The 18807-nt window shown below is 52.1% G+C and carries 12 protein-coding genes and 1 pseudogene; 11 read left to right on the forward strand and 2 right to left on the reverse strand.

The window, feature by feature from the left end; all coding sequences use genetic code 11:
• The first annotated feature begins 63 nt into the window (after positions 1 to 63).
• Entirely contained in the window at positions 64 to 1182 is a 1119-nt protein-coding gene (locus NFS35_RS01920; protein WP_251205458.1) for a peptidylprolyl isomerase, read from the forward strand.
• A gap of 336 nt (positions 1183 to 1518) precedes the next feature.
• Positions 1519 to 3699 carry a molecular chaperone HtpG gene (htpG, locus tag NFS35_RS01925; protein ID WP_251205459.1) on the forward strand — a complete coding sequence of 727 codons (2181 nt, stop codon included), beginning with the start codon at positions 1519 to 1521 and terminating at the stop codon, positions 3697 to 3699.
• A gap of 451 nt (positions 3700 to 4150) precedes the next feature.
• Here the strand turns inward: htpG and NFS35_RS01930 are convergent.
• Positions 4151 to 4735 (reverse strand): annotated as a pseudogene (locus NFS35_RS01930) (peptidoglycan-binding protein); the annotation flags it as partial.
• Positions 4736 to 5032: 297 nt separating this feature from the next.
• Between NFS35_RS01930 and NFS35_RS01935 the strand changes: the two are divergent.
• The 4 genes from NFS35_RS01935 (at position 5033) to NFS35_RS01950 (ending at position 11058) form a co-directional block, all read left to right on the forward strand.
• Positions 5033 to 6781: a CHASE2 domain-containing protein gene (locus NFS35_RS01935; protein WP_251205460.1), complete on the forward strand. Its 1749-nt coding sequence runs from the start codon at positions 5033 to 5035 to the stop codon at positions 6779 to 6781.
• A gap of 8 nt (positions 6782 to 6789) precedes the next feature.
• Positions 6790 to 7587 carry an MBL fold metallo-hydrolase gene (locus NFS35_RS01940; RefSeq protein ID WP_251205461.1) on the forward strand — a complete coding sequence of 266 codons (798 nt, stop codon included), beginning with the start codon at positions 6790 to 6792 and terminating at the stop codon, positions 7585 to 7587.
• The gene (locus NFS35_RS01945; protein WP_251205462.1) at positions 7584 to 9038 is read left to right on the forward strand and encodes an HD domain-containing phosphohydrolase; all 1455 of its coding nucleotides are present in this window, start codon (positions 7584 to 7586) and stop codon (positions 9036 to 9038) included. The genes NFS35_RS01940 and NFS35_RS01945 overlap by 4 nt, the downstream gene beginning before the upstream one ends.
• 319 nt (positions 9039 to 9357) lie before the next feature.
• Positions 9358 to 11058 carry a recombinase family protein gene (locus tag NFS35_RS01950; protein ID WP_251205463.1) on the forward strand — a complete coding sequence of 567 codons (1701 nt, stop codon included), beginning with the start codon at positions 9358 to 9360 and terminating at the stop codon, positions 11056 to 11058.
• On the opposite strand, the gene NFS35_RS01955 is transcribed toward NFS35_RS01950, so the two are convergent.
• Positions 10985 to 11728, reverse strand: coding sequence for a carboxypeptidase-like regulatory domain-containing protein (locus NFS35_RS01955; RefSeq protein ID WP_251205464.1), 744 nt, complete (start codon positions 11726 to 11728; stop codon positions 10985 to 10987). The genes NFS35_RS01950 and NFS35_RS01955 overlap by 74 nt on opposite strands.
• Before the next feature lie 184 nt (positions 11729 to 11912).
• Between NFS35_RS01955 and NFS35_RS01960 the strand changes: the two genes are divergently transcribed.
• The 5 genes from NFS35_RS01960 to NFS35_RS01980 all read left to right on the forward strand — a co-directional run bounded on the left by NFS35_RS01960 (position 11913) and on the right by NFS35_RS01980 (position 18798).
• Complete coding sequence (locus NFS35_RS01960; protein ID WP_251205465.1) at positions 11913 to 12293, forward strand: GntR family transcriptional regulator; 381 nt, start codon at positions 11913 to 11915, stop codon at positions 12291 to 12293.
• Positions 12286 to 12987, forward strand: a complete 702-nt coding sequence (locus tag NFS35_RS01965; protein ID WP_251205466.1) for an ABC transporter ATP-binding protein — start codon at positions 12286 to 12288, stop codon at positions 12985 to 12987. The genes NFS35_RS01960 and NFS35_RS01965 overlap by 8 nt, the downstream gene beginning before the upstream one ends.
• Positions 12981 to 13793, forward strand: coding sequence for a hypothetical protein (locus NFS35_RS01970; RefSeq protein WP_251205467.1), 813 nt, complete (start codon positions 12981 to 12983; stop codon positions 13791 to 13793). The genes NFS35_RS01965 and NFS35_RS01970 overlap by 7 nt, the downstream gene beginning before the upstream one ends.
• Positions 13794 to 13911: 118 nt before the next feature.
• The gene (locus NFS35_RS01975; RefSeq protein ID WP_251205468.1) at positions 13912 to 17484 is read left to right on the forward strand and encodes a DUF5717 family protein; all 3573 of its coding nucleotides are present in this window, start codon (positions 13912 to 13914) and stop codon (positions 17482 to 17484) included.
• 12 nt (positions 17485 to 17496) lie between these two features.
• Positions 17497 to 18798 carry a DUF5716 family protein gene (locus tag NFS35_RS01980; protein WP_251205469.1) on the forward strand — a complete coding sequence of 434 codons (1302 nt, stop codon included), beginning with the start codon at positions 17497 to 17499 and terminating at the stop codon, positions 18796 to 18798.
• Positions 18799 to 18807: the final 9 nt, after the last annotated feature.

Here is an 18807-nt window from a genome sequence, read left to right on the forward strand (position 1 = left end):
TTTTTTAGATTTTCTGTAAAGAGGTTGGTGTCACGGAAGATTTACTGAATAAGGATGATGCAAATGAATGTAGCAGACAGACATCCGGCAGGGGATGGCAGGCAGGGGCGGCAGAGGCTTGGCGGCAGATTGCGCAGACGGGCGGCCGCGCTGCTGTGTTGTACGCTTCTGGCCTTGGCGCCATTATCTGCCTGCGGGGATGAGAACAGCGCAAAGGTGGTGTTCACCACAGGCTTGGGCCCGGACGAGGTATTCCGCATCGGAAACGGTGTCTGCACTGTGCCGGAGATGATGGTATATCTGACCAATACCCAGAATCAATACGAGAGCGTCTACGGCGCGGAAGTGTGGAACATTTCCGTGGAGGGGGTCACGCTGGAAGAGAATGTGAAAGATACCGTGCTGGCCAAAATCGCGCAGATTAAGACCATGTATCTGCTGGCCCAGGACAGGGAGGTTGCCCTGGATGAGGCGGAAAGCGGCAGGGTGGAGCAGGCGGCAGCCGAATATTTCGCATCCCTGAATGAGCGGGAGGCGGAATTGATGGGCGTGGAGCAGAAGACTATAGAGCAGCTCTATGAAGAATATGCCCTGGCGGATAAAGTTTACCGTTATATCATACAGGATGTGACCCCGGAAATCAGCGATGACGAGGCCCGCACCATCACGGTGCAGCATATCCTGCTGCGCACCTCAACGGAGGACGGGGCAGGGAACAGGGTGGACTATTCCCGGGAGCGGAAACAGGAGATTTACCGGAATGCCTGTGAGATACGCAGGGAGGCGGCGGAGGACGAGGCGGATTTTGTGGATCTGGCCACCCGCTACAGCGAGGATACTACAATCAGCTACTCGTTCGGAAAAGGGGAGATGGACCTTGCTTTTGAGGAGGCGGCGTTCTCCCTGGAGACCGGGGAGGTCAGCGAGGTAGTGGAGACGGAGGCGGGATATCATATCATCAAATGCCTCAGCACCTTTGACAGGGAGCAGACGGACCTGAACAAGCAGCAGATCGTGGAAGAGCGGCGCAGGGAGGTTTTCGGGCAGGAGTATGACGCTTTTGTGGAGACATTGGCGCGGCAGCTGAATGAGAAGGTATGGGATGAGGTCGCCCTGCTCCATGACGAAGCCGTGGAGACAAAGAGCTTTTTTGATGTCTACGCCAAGTATTTCCCGCAGTGAGTTCTCAGAGATGGAAAGCCGTTTCCCGGAGGCTTGCAATGCTGTTTTCCGGTAGTTTAGAAAAATTTTAGAAAGCTGGAAATCCAGTGTTTTCAAGCATTTCCGGCATATTATTAGCACTCGTTTAAAATGAGTGCTAATTTTACCTTGACTTTTTTGTGCCATGGTCTTAAACTATTTTCCAGGATTTATATTTCATAACGCTGAATACTGCCTAATGTAATCATGCGATCGAACCAGTCAGCGTTATGCAGTCTGGTTTCATGGCAAGTGAAATCGTTAAGCAGTATAAGTTCGCTAAAATATTCAGAAGAATGAAGAAAGGGATGTTGTAAAATGGCAGCAAAAAGCGGTAATTTATCAATCAACAGTGAAAACATTTTTCCGATTATCAAAAAGTGGCTGTATAACGACCACGACATCTTTTACAGAGAGCTGATTTCCAACGGCTGCGACGCCGTGACGAAATTGAAGAAGCTGGACATGATGGGAGAGTACGCTCTGCCTGATGGCTATAAGGCAAGGATAGACGTCATTGTCAATCCGGAGAAGAAGACTCTGACGTTCACCGACAATGGCCTGGGCATGACCGCGGACGAGGTGGAGGAGTACATCAATCAGATTGCGTTCTCCGGGGCTTCTGATTTCATAGAGAAATATAAGGACAAGAGCAATGCAGACCAGATTATCGGCCATTTCGGACTGGGTTTCTATTCCGCTTTCATGGTGGCGGACGAGGTGCATATTGACACCCTGTCTTACCAGGAGGGGGCAAAGCCCGTGCACTGGGAGTGCGACGGCGGCACCGAGTTCTCCATGGAGGAGGGAGGCAGGACTGAGGTAGGTACGACTATCACTTTGTTCCTCAATGAGGACTGTCTGGAGTTCTGCAATGAGTACAAGGCCCGTGAGGTGCTGAAGAAGTACTGCTCTTTCATGCCCACGGAAATCTACCTCTCCAAGGCAGATACCACAGAGACCCAGATTATCAAGGAGGACGAGAAGCGCGAGGACGATGAGGTCCTGGAGGTGATTCAGCCCGAGAAGAAAGAGAAGCAGGAGAAAAAGGAGGATGCCGGAGAGGCGGAATCCGACGACGCGGCAGAAGGGGACCAGGAGGAACCGGAAGAGGAGCCTGTCAAGCTGAAAATCAGGAAGCGTCCGGAGCTCCTGAATGAGACTACGCCCCTGTGGGCGAAACATGCCAACGACTGCACTAAGGAGGAATACCTGGAGTTCTACCGCAAGGTGTTCCATGATTATAAAGAACCCCTGTTCTGGATTCACCTGAACATGGACTATCCTTTTAACCTGAAAGGCATCCTGTACTTCCCGAAGATCAACATGGAGTACGAGTCCATCGAGGGTACTATCAAGCTGTACAACAACCAGGTCTTCATTGCGGACAACATCAAGGAGGTCATCCCGGAGTTCCTGATGCTGCTGAAGGGCGTCATCGACTGCCCTGACCTGCCCCTGAACGTGTCCAGGAGCGCTCTGCAGAACGACGGCTTCGTGAAGAAGATTTCCGAGTACATCTCCAAGAAGGTGGCGGACAAACTGTCCGGCATGTGCAAGACGGAGAAAGAAGAGTATGACAAATACTGGGACGACATCAGTCCTTTCATCAAGTTCGGCTGCCTGAAGGATGACAAGTTCTGCGAGAGGATGAACGATTATATCCTGTTCAAGAACCTGGACGGCAAATACCTGACTCTGCCTGAGTGCCTGGAAGTGAAGCCTATCGACACGGGCGATGGCGAGAACGGAGACGGCGCGGAGAATGACGCGGCAGAAAACGGCGGCAGCGCGGTGGACGAGAACGGCGAGAAAGTGGAGGCCGAAGTCGTCGCTGACGGGGCGGATTCCGGGGCGAAAGACGGCGAAGAGACTGAGGAAAAGAAAGAAAAGACCATCTACTATGTCACCGACGAGCAGCAGCAGGGCCAGTATATCAAGATGTTCAGGGACAACGGCATGGACGCCGTCATCCTGACCCACAACATCGACCAGCCTTTCATCCAGCAGCTGGAGTCCAAGAACGAGGGCGTGAAGTTCCAGAGAATCGACGCGGACGTGACGGACGCGCTGAAGGACGAGACCGATGAGGAAGCGGCCAAGGAGCTGGAGGAAGAAGCGAAGGCCCTGGGCGAGATTATGAAGAAAGTGCTGGAGAATGACAAACTTGCAGTCAAGGTGGAGAAGCTCAAGGATGAGAAGATTTCCTCCGTGCTGACTCTGTCTGAGGAGAGCAGGCGCATGCAGGACATGATGAAGATGTATTCCATGCCCGGCATGGATATGGGCGGCTTCGGCGGCGAGGGCGAGACCCTTATCCTCAACGCGAACCATCCGCTGGTGCAGTATGTGAACGCCAACCAGGAGGGCGAGAACGTGGGGATGATCTGCGAGCAGCTCTATGACCTGGCGAAAATCCAGCAGGCCCCGCTGTCTCCCGAGGCCATGACCAAGTTCATCGCCAGGAGCAATGAAATCATGATGGTGTTTACAAAATAATTGACCGGATTCGGAGTTACTGATTCAATGGAATATGAGTGCAGATAGACGTTCATAAAGGCATCCCGGTCTTTGGATGGCCGGAAATAGCAGAATGGGCATGTGCCGTGGGGTGCATGCCCGTTTTTTTAGGGTGATTTATTGACTTTTCTGCTGCCTGTTTGCGGGCAGGAAAAGGCCAAATGGCTGAAAGAAGATTCGTCCGGGAAGCAAAGCAGGGAAGAAGGCAGGGGCTATTTGGAGGACTATTGCGCTCCTGAGAGCATTGAGATTGACGAGTTGCTGTATCTTGCCCTGAAGCATCGGGCGATGCCTGTCTGGAGGCGAGAAGAGGAAAGTGTGGTACATAGCCGGAAGAGACAGAAGCATAGAATAGGTGATGTAAAGTGTGACACCGAAACAGCCAACAATTCCGTTGGCTGTTTCGAGTCTGTTCCATGCAGGCTTGCGCTCATCCTCCCGGCTCCGAGATTCTGGACACCCCCACATAGATTTCCGACACCTCATACCAGGTAGGATAATCCGTAATACCGGTCTGCGGCAGATTGAATATTCCCTGAAAAATACGGACCGCGTTAGCAGTGGCAGGCCCATAGATGCCGTCCGCAGAGACGGTGGGAATAGCAGGATAATTCCGGGCTATCCGGTTCAGCTGTGTCTGGAGCTGCCTGACTTTTTCGCCGGAGGAGCCTACCGTCAAATCATAGCCGGGCCAGGAGGAGGGCACGCCGGATATGACTTCAGCCGTATTGATATACATGTCATTTCCATAATAATACCGTATGATCTCAATCGCCGAATACCCTTCCTCGCCCAGATACATGGAGCCCCACTGGCTCAGGCCATTGCATGTGACCCTGCGCCCGTCGCAGTAGGAGGTGAAGATGGGTTGGCGCACTCCGGGCCGTGAAAGATAATTTGCAAATACCGTATCCACGAGATAATCGATGTTCTTGAAGATATTTCTGCCATACACCCACTTCTGGTCATAGGCCGTGGAGGAGGTGATGGTGAAATTATAGCCCTGATTTCTGTACCCCGAGATCGCCGCTGACTCAGGGGCGATCTCGGGCTTGTATCGGACAAGCCGGTTATCAGGCTTTATGCCCTATCCTGTATAAAAAGCGGGATTCTTTTCGCTTTTTGTTGTAAAATCCCTGTATCCATGCTAAGATGGAAACGTTTAGAGAGGCTCTGCCGTAAAGAAGCAAATCAAAAGCATTGCTGGTTCTCTGCGGAACTGGCGATGCACATGCCATTATAAATGAGAGTAAATCTATCGGCAGGAAACAGACAACCTATGAAAAAAATATTTTGCTTGTTGAGTTGTTTTTTGGCAGCATCGCTTTTTCTGGCCATGCTGGCAAAATCCGGAATATTGAATCCCGTGGATGCATACATATCTGATGCGTTATATCAACAGCCAGTGGCGGTTGACGGGAATATCGTAATCATCGCAATGGATGAAAAAGCCATTGCGCGCTATGGCCTATACCAGGATTGGAATAGAGAAAAGATAGCGGAAACGATTTCTTTTCTGAGCAAGTCTGATGATTGTCGTCCCGCTGCGATTGGAATTGACATTCTTTACAGCGCGGAGAGGGCAGGAGGCGCAGACAGTTCCCTGGTTCATGCGGCAGAGGATTACGGGAATGTAGTCACGGCGTGCGCCGCGGCGTTTGATACCGGTTTTGTGGAAAAAGGAGACGGTTTCGTGCATGACAGTTTCCGGATGATTTCCTGCGAAGAGCCCTTTGAGGAATTGAAAGCGGTTACAAGCCAGGGCCATATCAATGCGATGCTGGATACGGACGGTGTATTGCGCCATCATCTTCTGTACTTTGCCTTGCCGGATGGAACGATAGTTCCGTCCATGGCTTTGGCCATAGCCCTTAAATATGATGAAAGCTTGAAGATGCCGGCTGTAAGCAGTCAGGGATTTTGGTATCTTTCCTACAGCAAAGAACCCGGGGATTTCGAAGCGATTTCCATTGCCGATGTCCTGGACGGCAGCGTGCCGCCGGAATATTTTGACGGCAAGATAGTCCTGATCGGTCCTATGGCCTCCGGCCTGCAGGACAGCTACATCACATCCATTGACCATGCTAGTCAAATGTACGGCGTCGAATATCAGGCAAATGCCATTGCGGCATTGCTGGAGGGCAGGTTCAAACAGGAAGTGGACGGCAATCAGCAGTTCACGGCGTTGTTTTTCATCCTCTTTTTTTCCTGTCTGCTCTTTTGGAGAGGAAACCTGAAACTTTCCACGAGCCTGTGGCTGCTGGTATCTTGCGGCTGGATTCTCTTCGGCAAATCTATGTACGAGCATGGCCTTATCTTTCATATCCTTTATGTCCCTCTGGGCATGACTGTTCTGTATATCGGAAGCGTGGCTGCCCATGCCGTACAGGAGAGCAGGAAGCGGCGGCAGATTACCCGCACCTTTGAGCGATATGTAGCGCCTGAAATCGTGAAGAAATTGCTGGGGTCAGATGCGGATGCATTGAAACTGGGCGGAAAGTCATGTAAGATAGCTGTGCTGTTCGTGGACATTCGGGGATTCACTGCCATGAGTGAAAAGCTGCAGGCAGAAACTGTAGTGGAAATACTGAACCAATACCTGACGCTGATATCTGACTGTATCTTGAACCACGGAGGAACGCTGGACAAGTATGTGGGGGATGCTGCCATGGCATTCTGGGGCGCGCCACTGCCCCAGGAAGATTATGTGATGAATGCCGCCAGAGCCGCTATGGACATGGTTTCGGGAGCCCGGAAGCTGTCTGAAAGATTGGAGCAGCAATATCGCCAGAGTCTTGCGTTCGGCATAGGGATACATGTGGGCAAGGCAGTAGTCGGCAACATCGGCTCTCCAAAGCGCATGGACTATACGGCGATCGGCGATACCGTGAATACGGCGGCAAGGCTTGAAGCCAATGCGCCGGGAGGGACCATCTATATCTCCAGAAAGACAGCCGATGCCCTGAAAGGAAGAATCATGGCCACACCGTTGGCCAATCCGCCGGAACTGAAAGGGAAGAGCAAGGGTTTTGAAGTCCTGACGCTGGATAGGATTTTATGAGGTGACCAATGGATAAAAATTGGAAAATCACGGTGTGGGGCGTCCGCGGCTCGGCGCCTGCCCCATATCAGGAGTTTATGGAATACGGAGGGAACACGTCCTGTGTGTCTGTAAGACGGAAAAACCATATGGTTGTATTCGACGCGGGAACGGGGCTGATTACCCTTGGCAGGGAATGGGACACGCAGACAGATATGCGCCTGGATATCCTCATCAGCCATCTGCATATAGACCATGTGATGGGCTTGTTTTTGTTCCAGCCGCTTTTTGCCGCTGATATGGAAATCCATTTATATGGAGGAACCGGCCTGGAACAGAAGATGAGGCAGCTGCTGTCGCCGCCATGGTGGCCTTTGGGGGTGCAGGATTTTAAGGCGAAATTATATTTTCACGAGATACAGGCCGGGGACAGCTTTGGACTTGGCGGTTTTGCCGTGTCCACCATGGCGGGGAACCACCCGGGAGGCAATATATTGTACCGCCTGGAAAGCGATGGAAAACGGCTTGTCCATGCGCTGGACTGTGAGAGCGATGAGGGAACTTTTGAAAGGATTACGGATTTTGCCCATGGGAGCGACTTGATCATCTGGGACGCGAATTTCACGGTGGAAGATTTTAAGGAAAGCTGGGGGCATTCCACATGGGAACAGGGACTGAAAGCAGGGCATGAAGCGGGGGCCGGGCGTGTATTGATGACGCATTATAGCCACGGATATACAGATAACTTCCTGCGGGAGCAGGAAAGAGAAGCCTGCAAAGATGCCCTGTGCATATTTGCGAAAGAAAGAATGGAGATAATATTATGACTCAGGATGAAATCAAAAAAATCTTAAATGTGGGAGTGCTGCTCTCGTCCGAAAGGAATCTGGACAGGCTGCTGGAGAAGATCCTTATCTCCGTGATGGAGATTTCAGGCTGCGATGCGGGAACATTATATCTGCTGAATCAGGACAGGCTGTACTTTACCATTATGCGCAATGATACCATGAAAGTCTACCAGGGCGGGGACGGTGAGCGTCCGGATATCCCGCCGGTTTTGTTAAAACGTGAGAATGTATGCGCCCTGGCGTTGATGGAGGGCAGGACGATCAATATCCCTGATGTAGCGAACTGCCATGAATATGACCTGACAGGGCCTGCCAGATATGATGCTATGACCGGGTACCATACACAGTCCATGATCGCGGTGCCCATGCAGAACCGCAGGGGTGAAAAGCTGGGAGTCCTGCAGCTAATCAATGCCAAAGATGCCGAGGGGAAGATATGTCCATTCCCCGATGAGATATCGCTTGTACTGGAGTCCGTGGCTTCACAGGCGGCGATTACAATCCAGAATGTCAGATATATAGAAGAGATTCAGGAACTATTCAATTCCTTTGTCCGTGTCTTCGTGTCAGCGGTGGAAGAGCGGAGCCCATATAACGCCAGCCATACAAGGCATATGGTTGAATATGGAGAGAGATTTTTGGACTATTTGAATGGAAAAGCTGAAAATGAGGGCAGGGAGATTCCTTTTGATGCAGAGCGATGCAAAGAGCTCATTATGAGCATATGGCTGCATGATGTGGGGAAACTGGTCATACCCCTTGAAATCATGGACAAACAGGCGAGGCTGCTGCCGGAACAGCGCAGCGCGTTTCTCCACCGCATGGAAGTGCTGCGTCTCCTTGGGCAGATCGACATGCTCTCCGGCAGGGAAAGCAATCTGGATGCGCTGCTTAAGGACATCAAAAATGCGGAGGAACTTGTGGAGTCGGTAAACACGGCAGGATTTGTCACAGATGAAAAGATAGCATTGCTGGGACAGCTTGCGGAGCGTACTTACAGGGACAGAGATGGAGAAGAAAAGCCCTGGCTGGCAAAGGATGAATATGAAATGCTGTCCATCCGCAAAGGAACTCTGTCGGAGGAGGAACGGAATGTCATGCAGTCCCATGCGGTCATGACCGATAAGATGCTTTCGCAGATTCACTTCAGCGCGGAGCTTTCCCATGTCCGTGAATGGGCGGCGTCCCACCATGAGTATCTGACGGGCGACGGATACCCTAAGCATCTGGCGGGCGATGAGATACCCCCGGAGGTGCGCATCCTCACTATCATAGACATATTTGACGCGCTCACCGCAGCCGACAGGCCTTACAAGCCCGGAATGCCGCCGGAAAGGGCATTGTCGGTCCTGAAAGACATGGCGGAGAAAGAGGGCAGATTGGACAAGGCGCTCGTGGAGACATTCATAGAAAGCCGCTGCTGGGAATAAACAGGGACGGGAGATGAAAGCCTGCTTTTGACACGGCAGGCCTTTTTGTCGGTTTTTAGTTGTATTAAATAAGGTTTGACACTAATCCTTGAAAATGCGAATGTGCCAGGCTGCCCGAAAATACTATGAATAGAAAGAGTATTGCTGTGGGGCATTCTGTGGAAGAAATAAAAAGAGAAGCGGAATATAAAAAAGGAAAGATGCAGGTGATTCTGCAATTCCCGGAGACATCAGACGAAACGGCTCGGATTGAAAAAGAGGTAAAAGAAATTCTGAAAGAGGAATTGCAGAAACAGATGAGGCACAGGAGCGACTTACCATGAAAAGGGCACGGATGTTATTGCGGGTCAGTTCCAACCAGCAATTGGAGGCGGATGGTGATTTATCGGTTCAGCGACGTCTTGTATTGGACTATATTCAGCTGCACGACGAGTGGGAACTGGACGGCAAGGAGTATTTTGAGGGCAGTATGAGCGGCTATAAAACCGCTGTCAGTGAGCGGGATACCTTACAGGAAGCGCTGGAAGATGCCAGGAATGGAGAATACGATATTCTGGTAGTATATAAAGATGACAGAATCGGCAGACGCATGTGGGAAATCGGCAGTTATGTCATGACATTGAAAAGTTATGGCGTGGATATTTATACGGTCAGGGACGGCTGTATTTCTCCCGACAGCAGTGATATCATGGGGCAGATGATGCTTGCGCTTAGGTACGGCAATGCCCAGAAAAGCAGCGCTGATACAGGGATGAGGGTCAAGGACGCTGCACAGAAGCTTGTCCAGCAGGGGAAATTTATGGGAGGGGCAGCCCCCTATGGCTATAAATTGGTCTTATCAGGCGAATTGAGCAAACATGGGAGAGCCCTGCACCATCTTGAGATAATTCCGGAGCAGGCGGAAGTGGTAAGGCATATCTATGCCTTATCGCTCCATCAGGAGTTCGGCTCCGCCAAAATAGCCAGACTGCTCAACGAAGATGACTATTACAAGACCATGGCGCCCAAAGATGTATGGAAGTCCGGTACAATCACAAGCATCCTGACGAACCCTGTCTATGCGGGACATGTGGCATATAAGCGCCGCGAACGGATAAACGGAAAGTATCACAGACTGGATCGTGCAGACTGGATAAAGTCAGATAATCCTGATGAAAGCATACGGATAATCAGCGGTGAAATGTGGGACAGGACACAGGACAGGCGGAACCGCAGGTCCGATAAGTACGTAAAGACACTGGAGCATAAAGGTATAAATGTGATAAGGAGGAACGACGGCATATTATCGCTTATTGATGTGATATATTGTGGATATTGCGGTAAAAAGATGACGAATGGAAGTAAATATAATTACTGGACGATAAAAGGTACTGGTGAAAAGAGGGCGAGCAAAATCCCTATATATCGCTGTCAGTCTGCTCAGGCGGGAATCCCCCATAATAAAGCGGCACAATTCCGCGCCGACTGGGTGGAAGAAACAGTATTTGAGTGTCTGACAGAGTATATAGGGCATTTGCAGGAGGATGAGAACATTTATGATGCCATAGCCAAAAGCCGGAATCAGGAAAAAAGGAAACAGGAAGCAGAGATGGCCAGGCTGCAAAGGGAGCTGGCAAAGATTATACAGGGACTTGAAACCATGGAGGGACACATTCCCGAAGCGATGACAGGGGACTGCGCTTTATCGCTGGATGAATTAGCATCTGCCATTCGTCAGCATAAAGAGAAAAAAGCGGAAAAGGAAAAGCAGATACAGGAGAAAAGGGAAAACTTAAAAGAAATTACTGTGGCAGCAGGCCAGTGGAAAGAGCTGAAAGCGAACGCGGACATTCCTACATGGCAGCAGGTGTTTAAAGAGGCGGATACGCAGACGCAGAGGGTGCTTGTAAACAAACTGATTGACAGGATAGATGTGACGGACGAACAGATTACAGTACGCTTTAGAATCAAACAAAACGGCTTCCTGCCACGAAACAGGGATGATTCCGATACCATTCCGTATAAACCCTGTTCAAAGTGAACGACTGAATGACCAGGATATTGGCATATATCGCGCTCTCAGGCCAGGTGGAATAAATTTCGCAGGAGGCCACGTTCTTGATGTAGTCTTTGTACCGCACCCAGTAGTTGGGGGCGGAAGGGTCGTTTGGTACGCCGTCGTGGACGATGACGTATTCCGGTATGACCACGCGGCTAAGGACGATTTCCCCGGTCTCTGCCATGGGCTTGATTTCATCCTCCGGTATCTTGGGAGGGAAATCCCCGTACAGGGTATGGTCCGGTATGACTACTATTTTTTCCTCATCCTGTGTGGCGGCCAGAGGAGTCATCTGCACGGGCTGGAGCGAAAGCTCTCCCGCCAGGATTTCCGAGCCGGATATCAGTACCGGCTCATAATCCGGGGCCGTGACGGTGATATTGTACTCCGAGTAAGGCTGTATCTCATTCTCCGGCTGCAGCGACAGCGCCAGGGGCGGCGCCGGAAGCTCTGTCACAGGGGTCTGTCCGGAACTGTCGGTGGTCAGTACTGTCAGGGGGACATCGGGCTCTCTGGTGTAGGCGATGGTGACGGTGGCGCCTTCCACGGGAACCAGCCCGATGGAGGAGACCACGCTGATTTTGATTGTTCCGGCATAGGAGGCTTCAGCGCTTTCCGGCTCCTGCGCATCGGTTCTATTGGTGTCGGGCATAATTTTCCTCTCGCGCCAGGCGGCGCATAGATTTGTTATGCTATATATATGCGCCGGAAAGCCAAAATGTTACGCGGAATCTATTGACGCGCGGCCCTGTTTGGCATATTATTGTATTATGGATTTGATACAATCACATGGCGACAGGACAGGAAATTTCCTGCCATAGAGAGGAGGAGGGCTTGTGGCTTGGAATTTGGACAATGACAGACCTATCTACGCCCAACTGGTGGAGCGTCTGCAGGTGCAGATTATATCCGGCGCCTACTTGCCGGGAGGGAAGCTGCCCAGCGTCAGGGAGCTGGCGGCGGTGGCGGCGGTGAATCCCAACACCATGCAGAAAGCTTTTGCGGAACTGGAGAAGAGCGGGCTGATCATCACCCAGGGGACCAACGGACGGATCGTCACGGAGGATGAGGGGCTGATACAGGACAGCAAGCGGGAACTGGCGAAGCGGCACGCGGATGTATATTTTGCCGGGATGGAGGGGCTTGGGTTTGACAGAAGCCAGGCCGTGAGCTTCCTGCAGGATACAGCAGGGAAAGGAGAGGCAGGAGATGAATAATCTGATTGAGATTCGGGGGCTGACGAAAGCCTACGACGCGAAGCATATAGCAGTCAACAATATCAGTCTGACCCTGCCCAGGGGGAAGATTATCGGGCTGCTGGGCCCCAATGGCAGCGGCAAGACCACACTGATCAAGATGCTGAACGGACTGCTTACGCCCACTCAGGGCAGCATCAGAATAGGCGGACAGCCCATAGGCGTGGAGACAAAGGCGCATGTGGCCTATCTCCCGGACAGAACCTATCTGTCAGGGAATAAAAGAGTTAACGAAATATTGGATTTCTTCTGTGACTTCTACGAAGATTTTTCCAGGGGGCAGGCAATTGGGATGCTGCAGAGCCTGGGGATAGATCCGGCCTCCAGGATGAACACGTTATCCAAGGGGACGAAAGAGAAGGTGCAGCTGATACTGGTCATGAGCCGCGACGCGGATCTGTATATTCTGGATGAGCCCATCGCGGGGGTGGATCCCGCGGCCAGGGACTATATCCTGCGGACCATACTGAACAATTATAATCCAAGCGCCACGGTGCTGATTTCCACCCATCTGATAGGGGATATCGAGCAGGTGCTGGACGAGGTGATTTTCATGCGCTACGGCTGTCTGTTGCTGTACACTTCCGTGGATAATGTCAGAGAGCAGCACGGAAAGTCCGTGGACGCTTATTTCAGGGAGGTGTTCGCATGTTAGGAAAACTGATAAAGCACGAGTGGAAGAGCACATACAAAATGGGCTGCCTGATGCTGGGCGCCATGGCAGTCATCACCTTTTTAGGATGGCTTTCTTTCCAGGCGCCTTTCTGGAAATCCCTTACCAGCACAAGCGGCTCCGTCAGCTGGCTGGACATCTTCAGTATGTTCACCATGATGATTTATGTGACGCTGCTGGCGTGCGTCATTTTTGGAATCAGGGTCTATCTGGGGGTGCATTTCTACAGGACCATGTACACGGACCAGGGGTATCTGACCCATACGCTGCCGGTGACGAAGCATCAGATTCTGGTGAGCAAGATAACAGTCAGCGGGCTGTGGACGCTGCTCGTGCTGATTTCGGTCTATCTTTCCCTGTTTATCCTGGCGTTTTCCATGGTGTGGGCAGTGGCGCCGGAGTGGTATGTGCCGGCTGATATCATGATGGGCATCTGGGATATTCTGCTGGAGATGGAATCGCTGTTCGGATTCCGGGCCACCCATTTCGTAGGCATGTGGATTGCAGTTTCCCTGATAGGGTCATTTACGTCGAACATGATTCTGTTCGGCGGCATCTCTCTGGGGCAGCTTGCATCCAGGGCAAAGCTGTTCCTGGGCATTGTGTTCTATATCCTCATCGTGGTGGCTGAGCAGATGATAGTTTCCCTGTTTCGCAGTTTTGCCGATTCTTTTGGCATTTATATGAACCTGAAAATGGATTTACAGTTTATCGTTGATTTGTTGGCGGCGGCCCTGCTGTATGCCGCGACATATATGATAATAAGCAAAAAGCTGAATCTGGTGTAAATCAGCTTGTTTTCTGGTGTTGCCCTATGACGGAAGATTTGATACAATAGAATCTAAGGGCAGATTCTATTGTCAAAATTTATAATCAGTCTAGTAGAGGTGCAAAGCAGGTGAATAAATGCAGATGCAGAAGATAATCGATCAGATTCTGGAGGGGAACTTCGACTATGAGAGCGGTTCTCTTGATTTTTCCTGTTCAAAAATAGAATTTGCCATCCAAAAGGGGCAGCAGTATGAGGGCTCTTTCCGGATTCATGGCCCGGAGGGGATGTTCACAACGGGGACCGTGCTTTCATCGGATTTGAGGATGGAATGTCTGACCGAAGAATTCACAGGTACAGAGGAGGAAATCGCTTTCTGCTTCCATGGGGAAAAGCTGGAGGAAGGGGACGTGGTGAAAGGATCCTTTGACATCATCAGTAACCGCGGCGAATACTATCTTCCTTTCGTGGTGTCCGTGGAGCATGATATGCCGGAATCCTCCGTGGGCACCATCAAGAATCTGTTTCATTTTGCGAACCTGGCGAAAAGCGACTGGAAAGAGGCTGTGAAGCTGTTCTACTCCCCGGAATTCCTGCGGGTATTCTCCGGCAGCGATGCCAGATACCTGGAAGATTACAGGGCCCTTTCGGCCTACCGGGGGAAAGAGCAGAATGTGGAAGAGTTCCTGATTCAGGTGAATAAGAAGCAGAATGTGGAGTTCGTGACGGAGGAGGCGGAGCTGAATGTGGAGCTGCCCGCCTTTGGGGCCACGGGAGTGATGGAGCAGAGCGTGACGATCCTGCGCAGCGGCTGGGGCTTTACCAGGCTTTCCATAGCGTGCGAGGGGGATTTCCTCTTTACGGAGAAAGAGACGCTGACAGACGACGATTTTCTGGGCAATCGGTACAGGCTGCCTGTGTTCATCGACTGTGACCGCTGCCGGAGGGGCAGGAACTTCGGAGGGATTCGGCTGTACAATTCCTATGTGGATATGAGGATTCCTGTGACGGCAGTCTTGGGCGGCGGTGCTTTTCTGGGCAGCACGGCGGCGGAGAGGATGCGCCATACGATTCGCCTGATGGAATGCTATCAGGCTTTCCGGCTCAAGAAACTCTCTACCTCCGCATGGATGAAAGAGACAGGGAAGCTGGTGGAGCGGCTGGTGGCCATGGATGAGAGCGATATCTCAGCCAGATTGCTGCAGGCCCAGCTGCTGATTACAGAGGAGCGTTATAACGAAGCCGGCTGGATTTTGGACCATGTGGTGGAAGAGCTGGAAAAGCACCCTTCCGATGATACGCTGGCAGCCTATTATCTCTACCTGACCACACTGATTCACGGGGACGAGGGATACGTGGAAAAGGTGGCCGGGGATGTGGAGCGGATGTTTTGCAGGGACGATTCCAACTGGCGGGTGGGATGGCTTCTGATGTATCTGTCGGAGGATTACTGCAGGTCCGACAGGGAGAGATGGGATTTCTGGGAGGAACTGTTCCGGAAAGGCTGCACCAGCCCGGTGCTGTATATAGAGGCTCTTTCCCTGATAAATGCCAACCCCGCGCTGCTCCGCAGGATGGGCAGGTTCGAGCAGCAGGTGGTCTGGTACGGCGTCAGGCAGGGCGTCCTGAAGCGGGAGGCTGTGGAACAGACGCTGTATCTGGCTGGCAGGTTGAAAGAGTATTCTCCGGCGCTTTTCGCGGCGCTGTCAGAGCTGTATGAAAAAAAGAAAGATGTGCAGCTGCTCCAGGAAATCTGCACCTTATTGATAAAGGGCGGAAAGGCCGGCCCCGCTTATTTTGAGTGGTACAGGGCCGGGGTGGATGCCCAGCTGAGGATCACGAATCTGTATGAATATTTCATGATGTCCCTGAACCTGGACAGGCCCCGGGAGATTCCCAAATCGGTGCTGAAGTATTTTTCCTATCAGAACAATATGGACTATGCCCATACGGCTTATCTGTACGATTTTATCTGTCAGCATCAGGACAAGCTGGGTGATATCTATGAGTCCTATCGGTTCAAGATAGAGCATTTTGTCACAGAGCAGATGAAAAGAAAACGCATCAATCGGAATCTGGCGAATTTATATAATAAGCTTTTGCGGCCGGAGATGGTGGACGAGCAGACCAGTGTGCCGCTTTCCAGGCTGCTGTTCGCCCATCTGATTCAGGTGGAGGATGACAGGCTGCGGAAAGTGTATGTATACCAGCCGGGGAATCTGCATCCGAGCGAATATATTCTGTCGGATAATCGTACATGGGTGTCCCTTTACGGCAGCAGATACACCATCGTCTTTGAGGACGGGGAGAAGAACCGTTTCCTGAAGAACGCGGACTACACCATGGAGAAGCTGATGATTCCGGGGAAATTCCTGCGCTGGCTCCTGCCTTTCGGGGAGCTGGGGCCGGAACTGGATTTCTATCTGTGCGACAGCGAGAGCGTGTGCAGGGAGGAACCTCCTGAACGCATCAAGAGGGAACTGCGGATTGCGGCCTCCGATGCCTCGGACAGGCAGGTGAGGCGGGAACTGTATCTGCGGATTCTCCAGTACTACTATGATACGGACGATATGCGGGCGCTGGACGAGTACCTGAAGAAGATTCCGCCGGAGGAACTTGACGCCTCGGAGAGGGCTTCTGTGGTGCGGTTCATGGTATTGCGGGGGAACTATAAGCTGGCCTGGGAATGGCTGGAGAGCTATGGGCCTTATTTTGTGGATGTGAAGATTCTGGTGCGGCTGGTGGGAGCCATGCTGGAGCGGTACGATATGGGGGAGAATCCCCTGCTGACTGCGGCTGCCGTCTATATTTTCCGAAAAGGGAAATATGACAGCACATTGTTGGATTATCTCGTGACCTATTATCAGGGCATGACGAGGAATATGCGTGAGATTTGGAGAGCCGCGAAATCTTTCGGCGCTGACTGCTACAGGCTCAGCGAGAGGATGCTCGTGCAGATGCTCTATTCCGGCGCTTTCGTGGGGGAGAAGATGGAGATTTTCCGCTATTATATCTCCCAGGGGGCGAAACAGGAGGTGGAGGAGGCCTTTCTGGCCCAGTGCTCCTACGACTATTTCGTTCGGGAACGTATCATGGAAAAAGAGGTATTCCATGAAATCCGGCAGATGTACCTGCGGGGGGAGCCGGTGCAGATGGTCTGCAAGCTGGCCTACCTGAAATACTTTGCCGAGAACGGGCAGGAGATGGAAGAGTTTTCCGATTCCATGGTACAGGAACTTTTGGAGGAGATGCTGGAAAAGGAAATTTATTTGGAATTCTTTCAGGACTTTGACCAGTGCCCCAGGCTGCGGAGGGAGCTTTCCGACAAGACCATCATGGAATACCGCACGAAGCCTCAGACAAAGGTTTGTGTCCACTATGCTGTCCTCGGGGAGAACGGGGAGGCGGAAGGATACCGCAGCGAGTACATGAGAGAGGCATACGGGGGAGTGTGCTTCAAGGCTTTCGTGCTGTTCTTCGGGGAGAGCCTGCAGTATTATATCACAGAGGAAGCGGACGGAAAATATCAGATAACCGGCAGCGGCACGATTCAAAAGAGCGACAGGCGTGCGGAGGAGGACAGCAGATATCAGCTGATCAACGATATCGCCACCGCCAGGGCCATGCAGGACTATGACACCATGGACGAGCTGCTGGAGGAGTACTATAAAAAGGATTTTCTGAACAGCAGATTGTTTGAATTGAAATAGAGGGCACAGTGTATGGGAATTCTGAACAGTGACAGACTGATAGTAGGATATGATTTGGGAAATGAATACTCCCAGATCAGTTTTGCTGTCTCCGAGAGCGCCGAAGCCCAGAGCCTTTCCCAGGTGGCCGGCGCCGAAGTCTATAATATCCCTACGGCCCTTTACAAAAGAAAGGGCACGAACCAGTGGCTCTTCGGCAGAGAGGCGCTGCGGGCGGACAGCGAAGAGGGCATCCTGGTGGAGAACCTGCTGTCCATGGCGCTGGGGAAAGAGCCGGTGGTCATAGATGGGGAGAACTTCGATCCGGTGGCGCTGCTGGCGCTGTTCTTCAAGCGCAGCCTGGGGCTGCTGTCCCAGGTCGGGAAGAAACTGTCGGCGCTGATGGTGACCTGCTCATCACTGAACCGGGACATGCTGGATGTGCTGCTGCGGATGGTGGAGGGTGCGCGCCTGAAAGCGGACAGGATTGCCGTCCAGAGCTATGAGGAAAGCTTCTACGGTTATATGCTGCGCCAGCCTAAGGAGCTCTGGGGAGGCGATGTGATTCTGTTCGACTATCGCAGGGGCGGAATATGCATGATGCGCATGGAATGCAACAGGCGGACCACTCCAATCGTGACTTTTGTGAAAGAGAAGATGTACGAGTTCCCCGAGGATGCGCTCCTGCGCTGGGGAGAGGAGAGCGTCCTCGGGGAGTTGAATCCCGAAAGACAGCAGGAACTGGACACGGCCTTTTTGAAAGTGGCACAGGAGGTCTGCGGGGAGGGAACGGCAGGCAGCGTATTTCTGATTGGTGACGGTTTCGCTCAGGAGTGGATGAAAGAATCCCTGCGCTTCCTGTGCAAGGGCAGGCGGGTGTTCCAGGGGAATAACCTGTTCAGCAAGGGCGCCTGCTGCGGGATGCAGGAGAGGATAATGCCAGGCGAGATGGGGAAGACCCATGTTTTTCTGGGAAATGATAAGCTGAAAGCCAATATCGGCATACGCCTGTTCAGACAGGGGGAGGAATCCTATTATGCCCTGCTGGACGCGGGAGAGAACTGGTATGAGGCGGAGCATGTCATGGAACTTTACCTGCAGGAGGGCAATGAACTTGCCCTGACGATCACGCCCCTTGCGGAGAGCCAGACGGCCGGGAGGAGCCGGCTGGTGCGCATCATTCTGGAGGGGCTGCCCGGAAAGGTCTCTCGGCTGGGAGCGCGTTTTTTCCTGAAAGAGGAGAACCGGCTGTCAGTGGAGGTAAAGGACCTTGGCTTTGGGGAATATCGGGTGTCCTCCGGGCGGGTGTGGAAAGAAGAGATTGAGATAGGATAATGTATTCGG

Origin of the sequence: Acetatifactor aquisgranensis, from assembly GCF_943193215.1 — a bacterium.
In the GTDB taxonomy this organism is placed as follows: domain Bacteria; phylum Bacillota; class Clostridia; order Lachnospirales; family Lachnospiraceae; genus Acetatifactor; species Acetatifactor aquisgranensis.

Excerpts from the sequence above, each read along its gene's own strand:
- NFS35_RS01980 (WP_251205469.1), top strand. The coding sequence starts at position 17,497 with ATGGGAATTCTGAACAGTGACAGACTGATAGTAGGATATGATTTGGGA.
- htpG (WP_251205459.1), top strand. The coding sequence starts at position 1,519 with ATGGCAGCAAAAAGCGGTAATTTATCAATCAACAGTGAAAACATTTTT.
- NFS35_RS01965 (WP_251205466.1), top strand. The coding sequence starts at position 12,286 with ATGAATAATCTGATTGAGATTCGGGGGCTGACGAAAGCCTACGACGCG.
- NFS35_RS01940 (WP_251205461.1), top strand. The coding sequence starts at position 6,790 with ATGGATAAAAATTGGAAAATCACGGTGTGGGGCGTCCGCGGCTCGGCG.
- NFS35_RS01970 (WP_251205467.1), top strand. The coding sequence starts at position 12,981 with ATGTTAGGAAAACTGATAAAGCACGAGTGGAAGAGCACATACAAAATG.
- NFS35_RS01955 (WP_251205464.1), bottom strand. The coding sequence starts at position 11,728 with ATGCCCGACACCAATAGAACCGATGCGCAGGAGCCGGAAAGCGCTGAA.
- NFS35_RS01950 (WP_251205463.1), top strand. The coding sequence starts at position 9,358 with ATGAAAAGGGCACGGATGTTATTGCGGGTCAGTTCCAACCAGCAATTG.
- NFS35_RS01945 (WP_251205462.1), top strand. The coding sequence starts at position 7,584 with ATGACTCAGGATGAAATCAAAAAAATCTTAAATGTGGGAGTGCTGCTC.
- NFS35_RS01975 (WP_251205468.1), top strand. The coding sequence starts at position 13,912 with ATGCAGATGCAGAAGATAATCGATCAGATTCTGGAGGGGAACTTCGAC.
- NFS35_RS01920 (WP_251205458.1), top strand. The coding sequence starts at position 64 with ATGAATGTAGCAGACAGACATCCGGCAGGGGATGGCAGGCAGGGGCGG.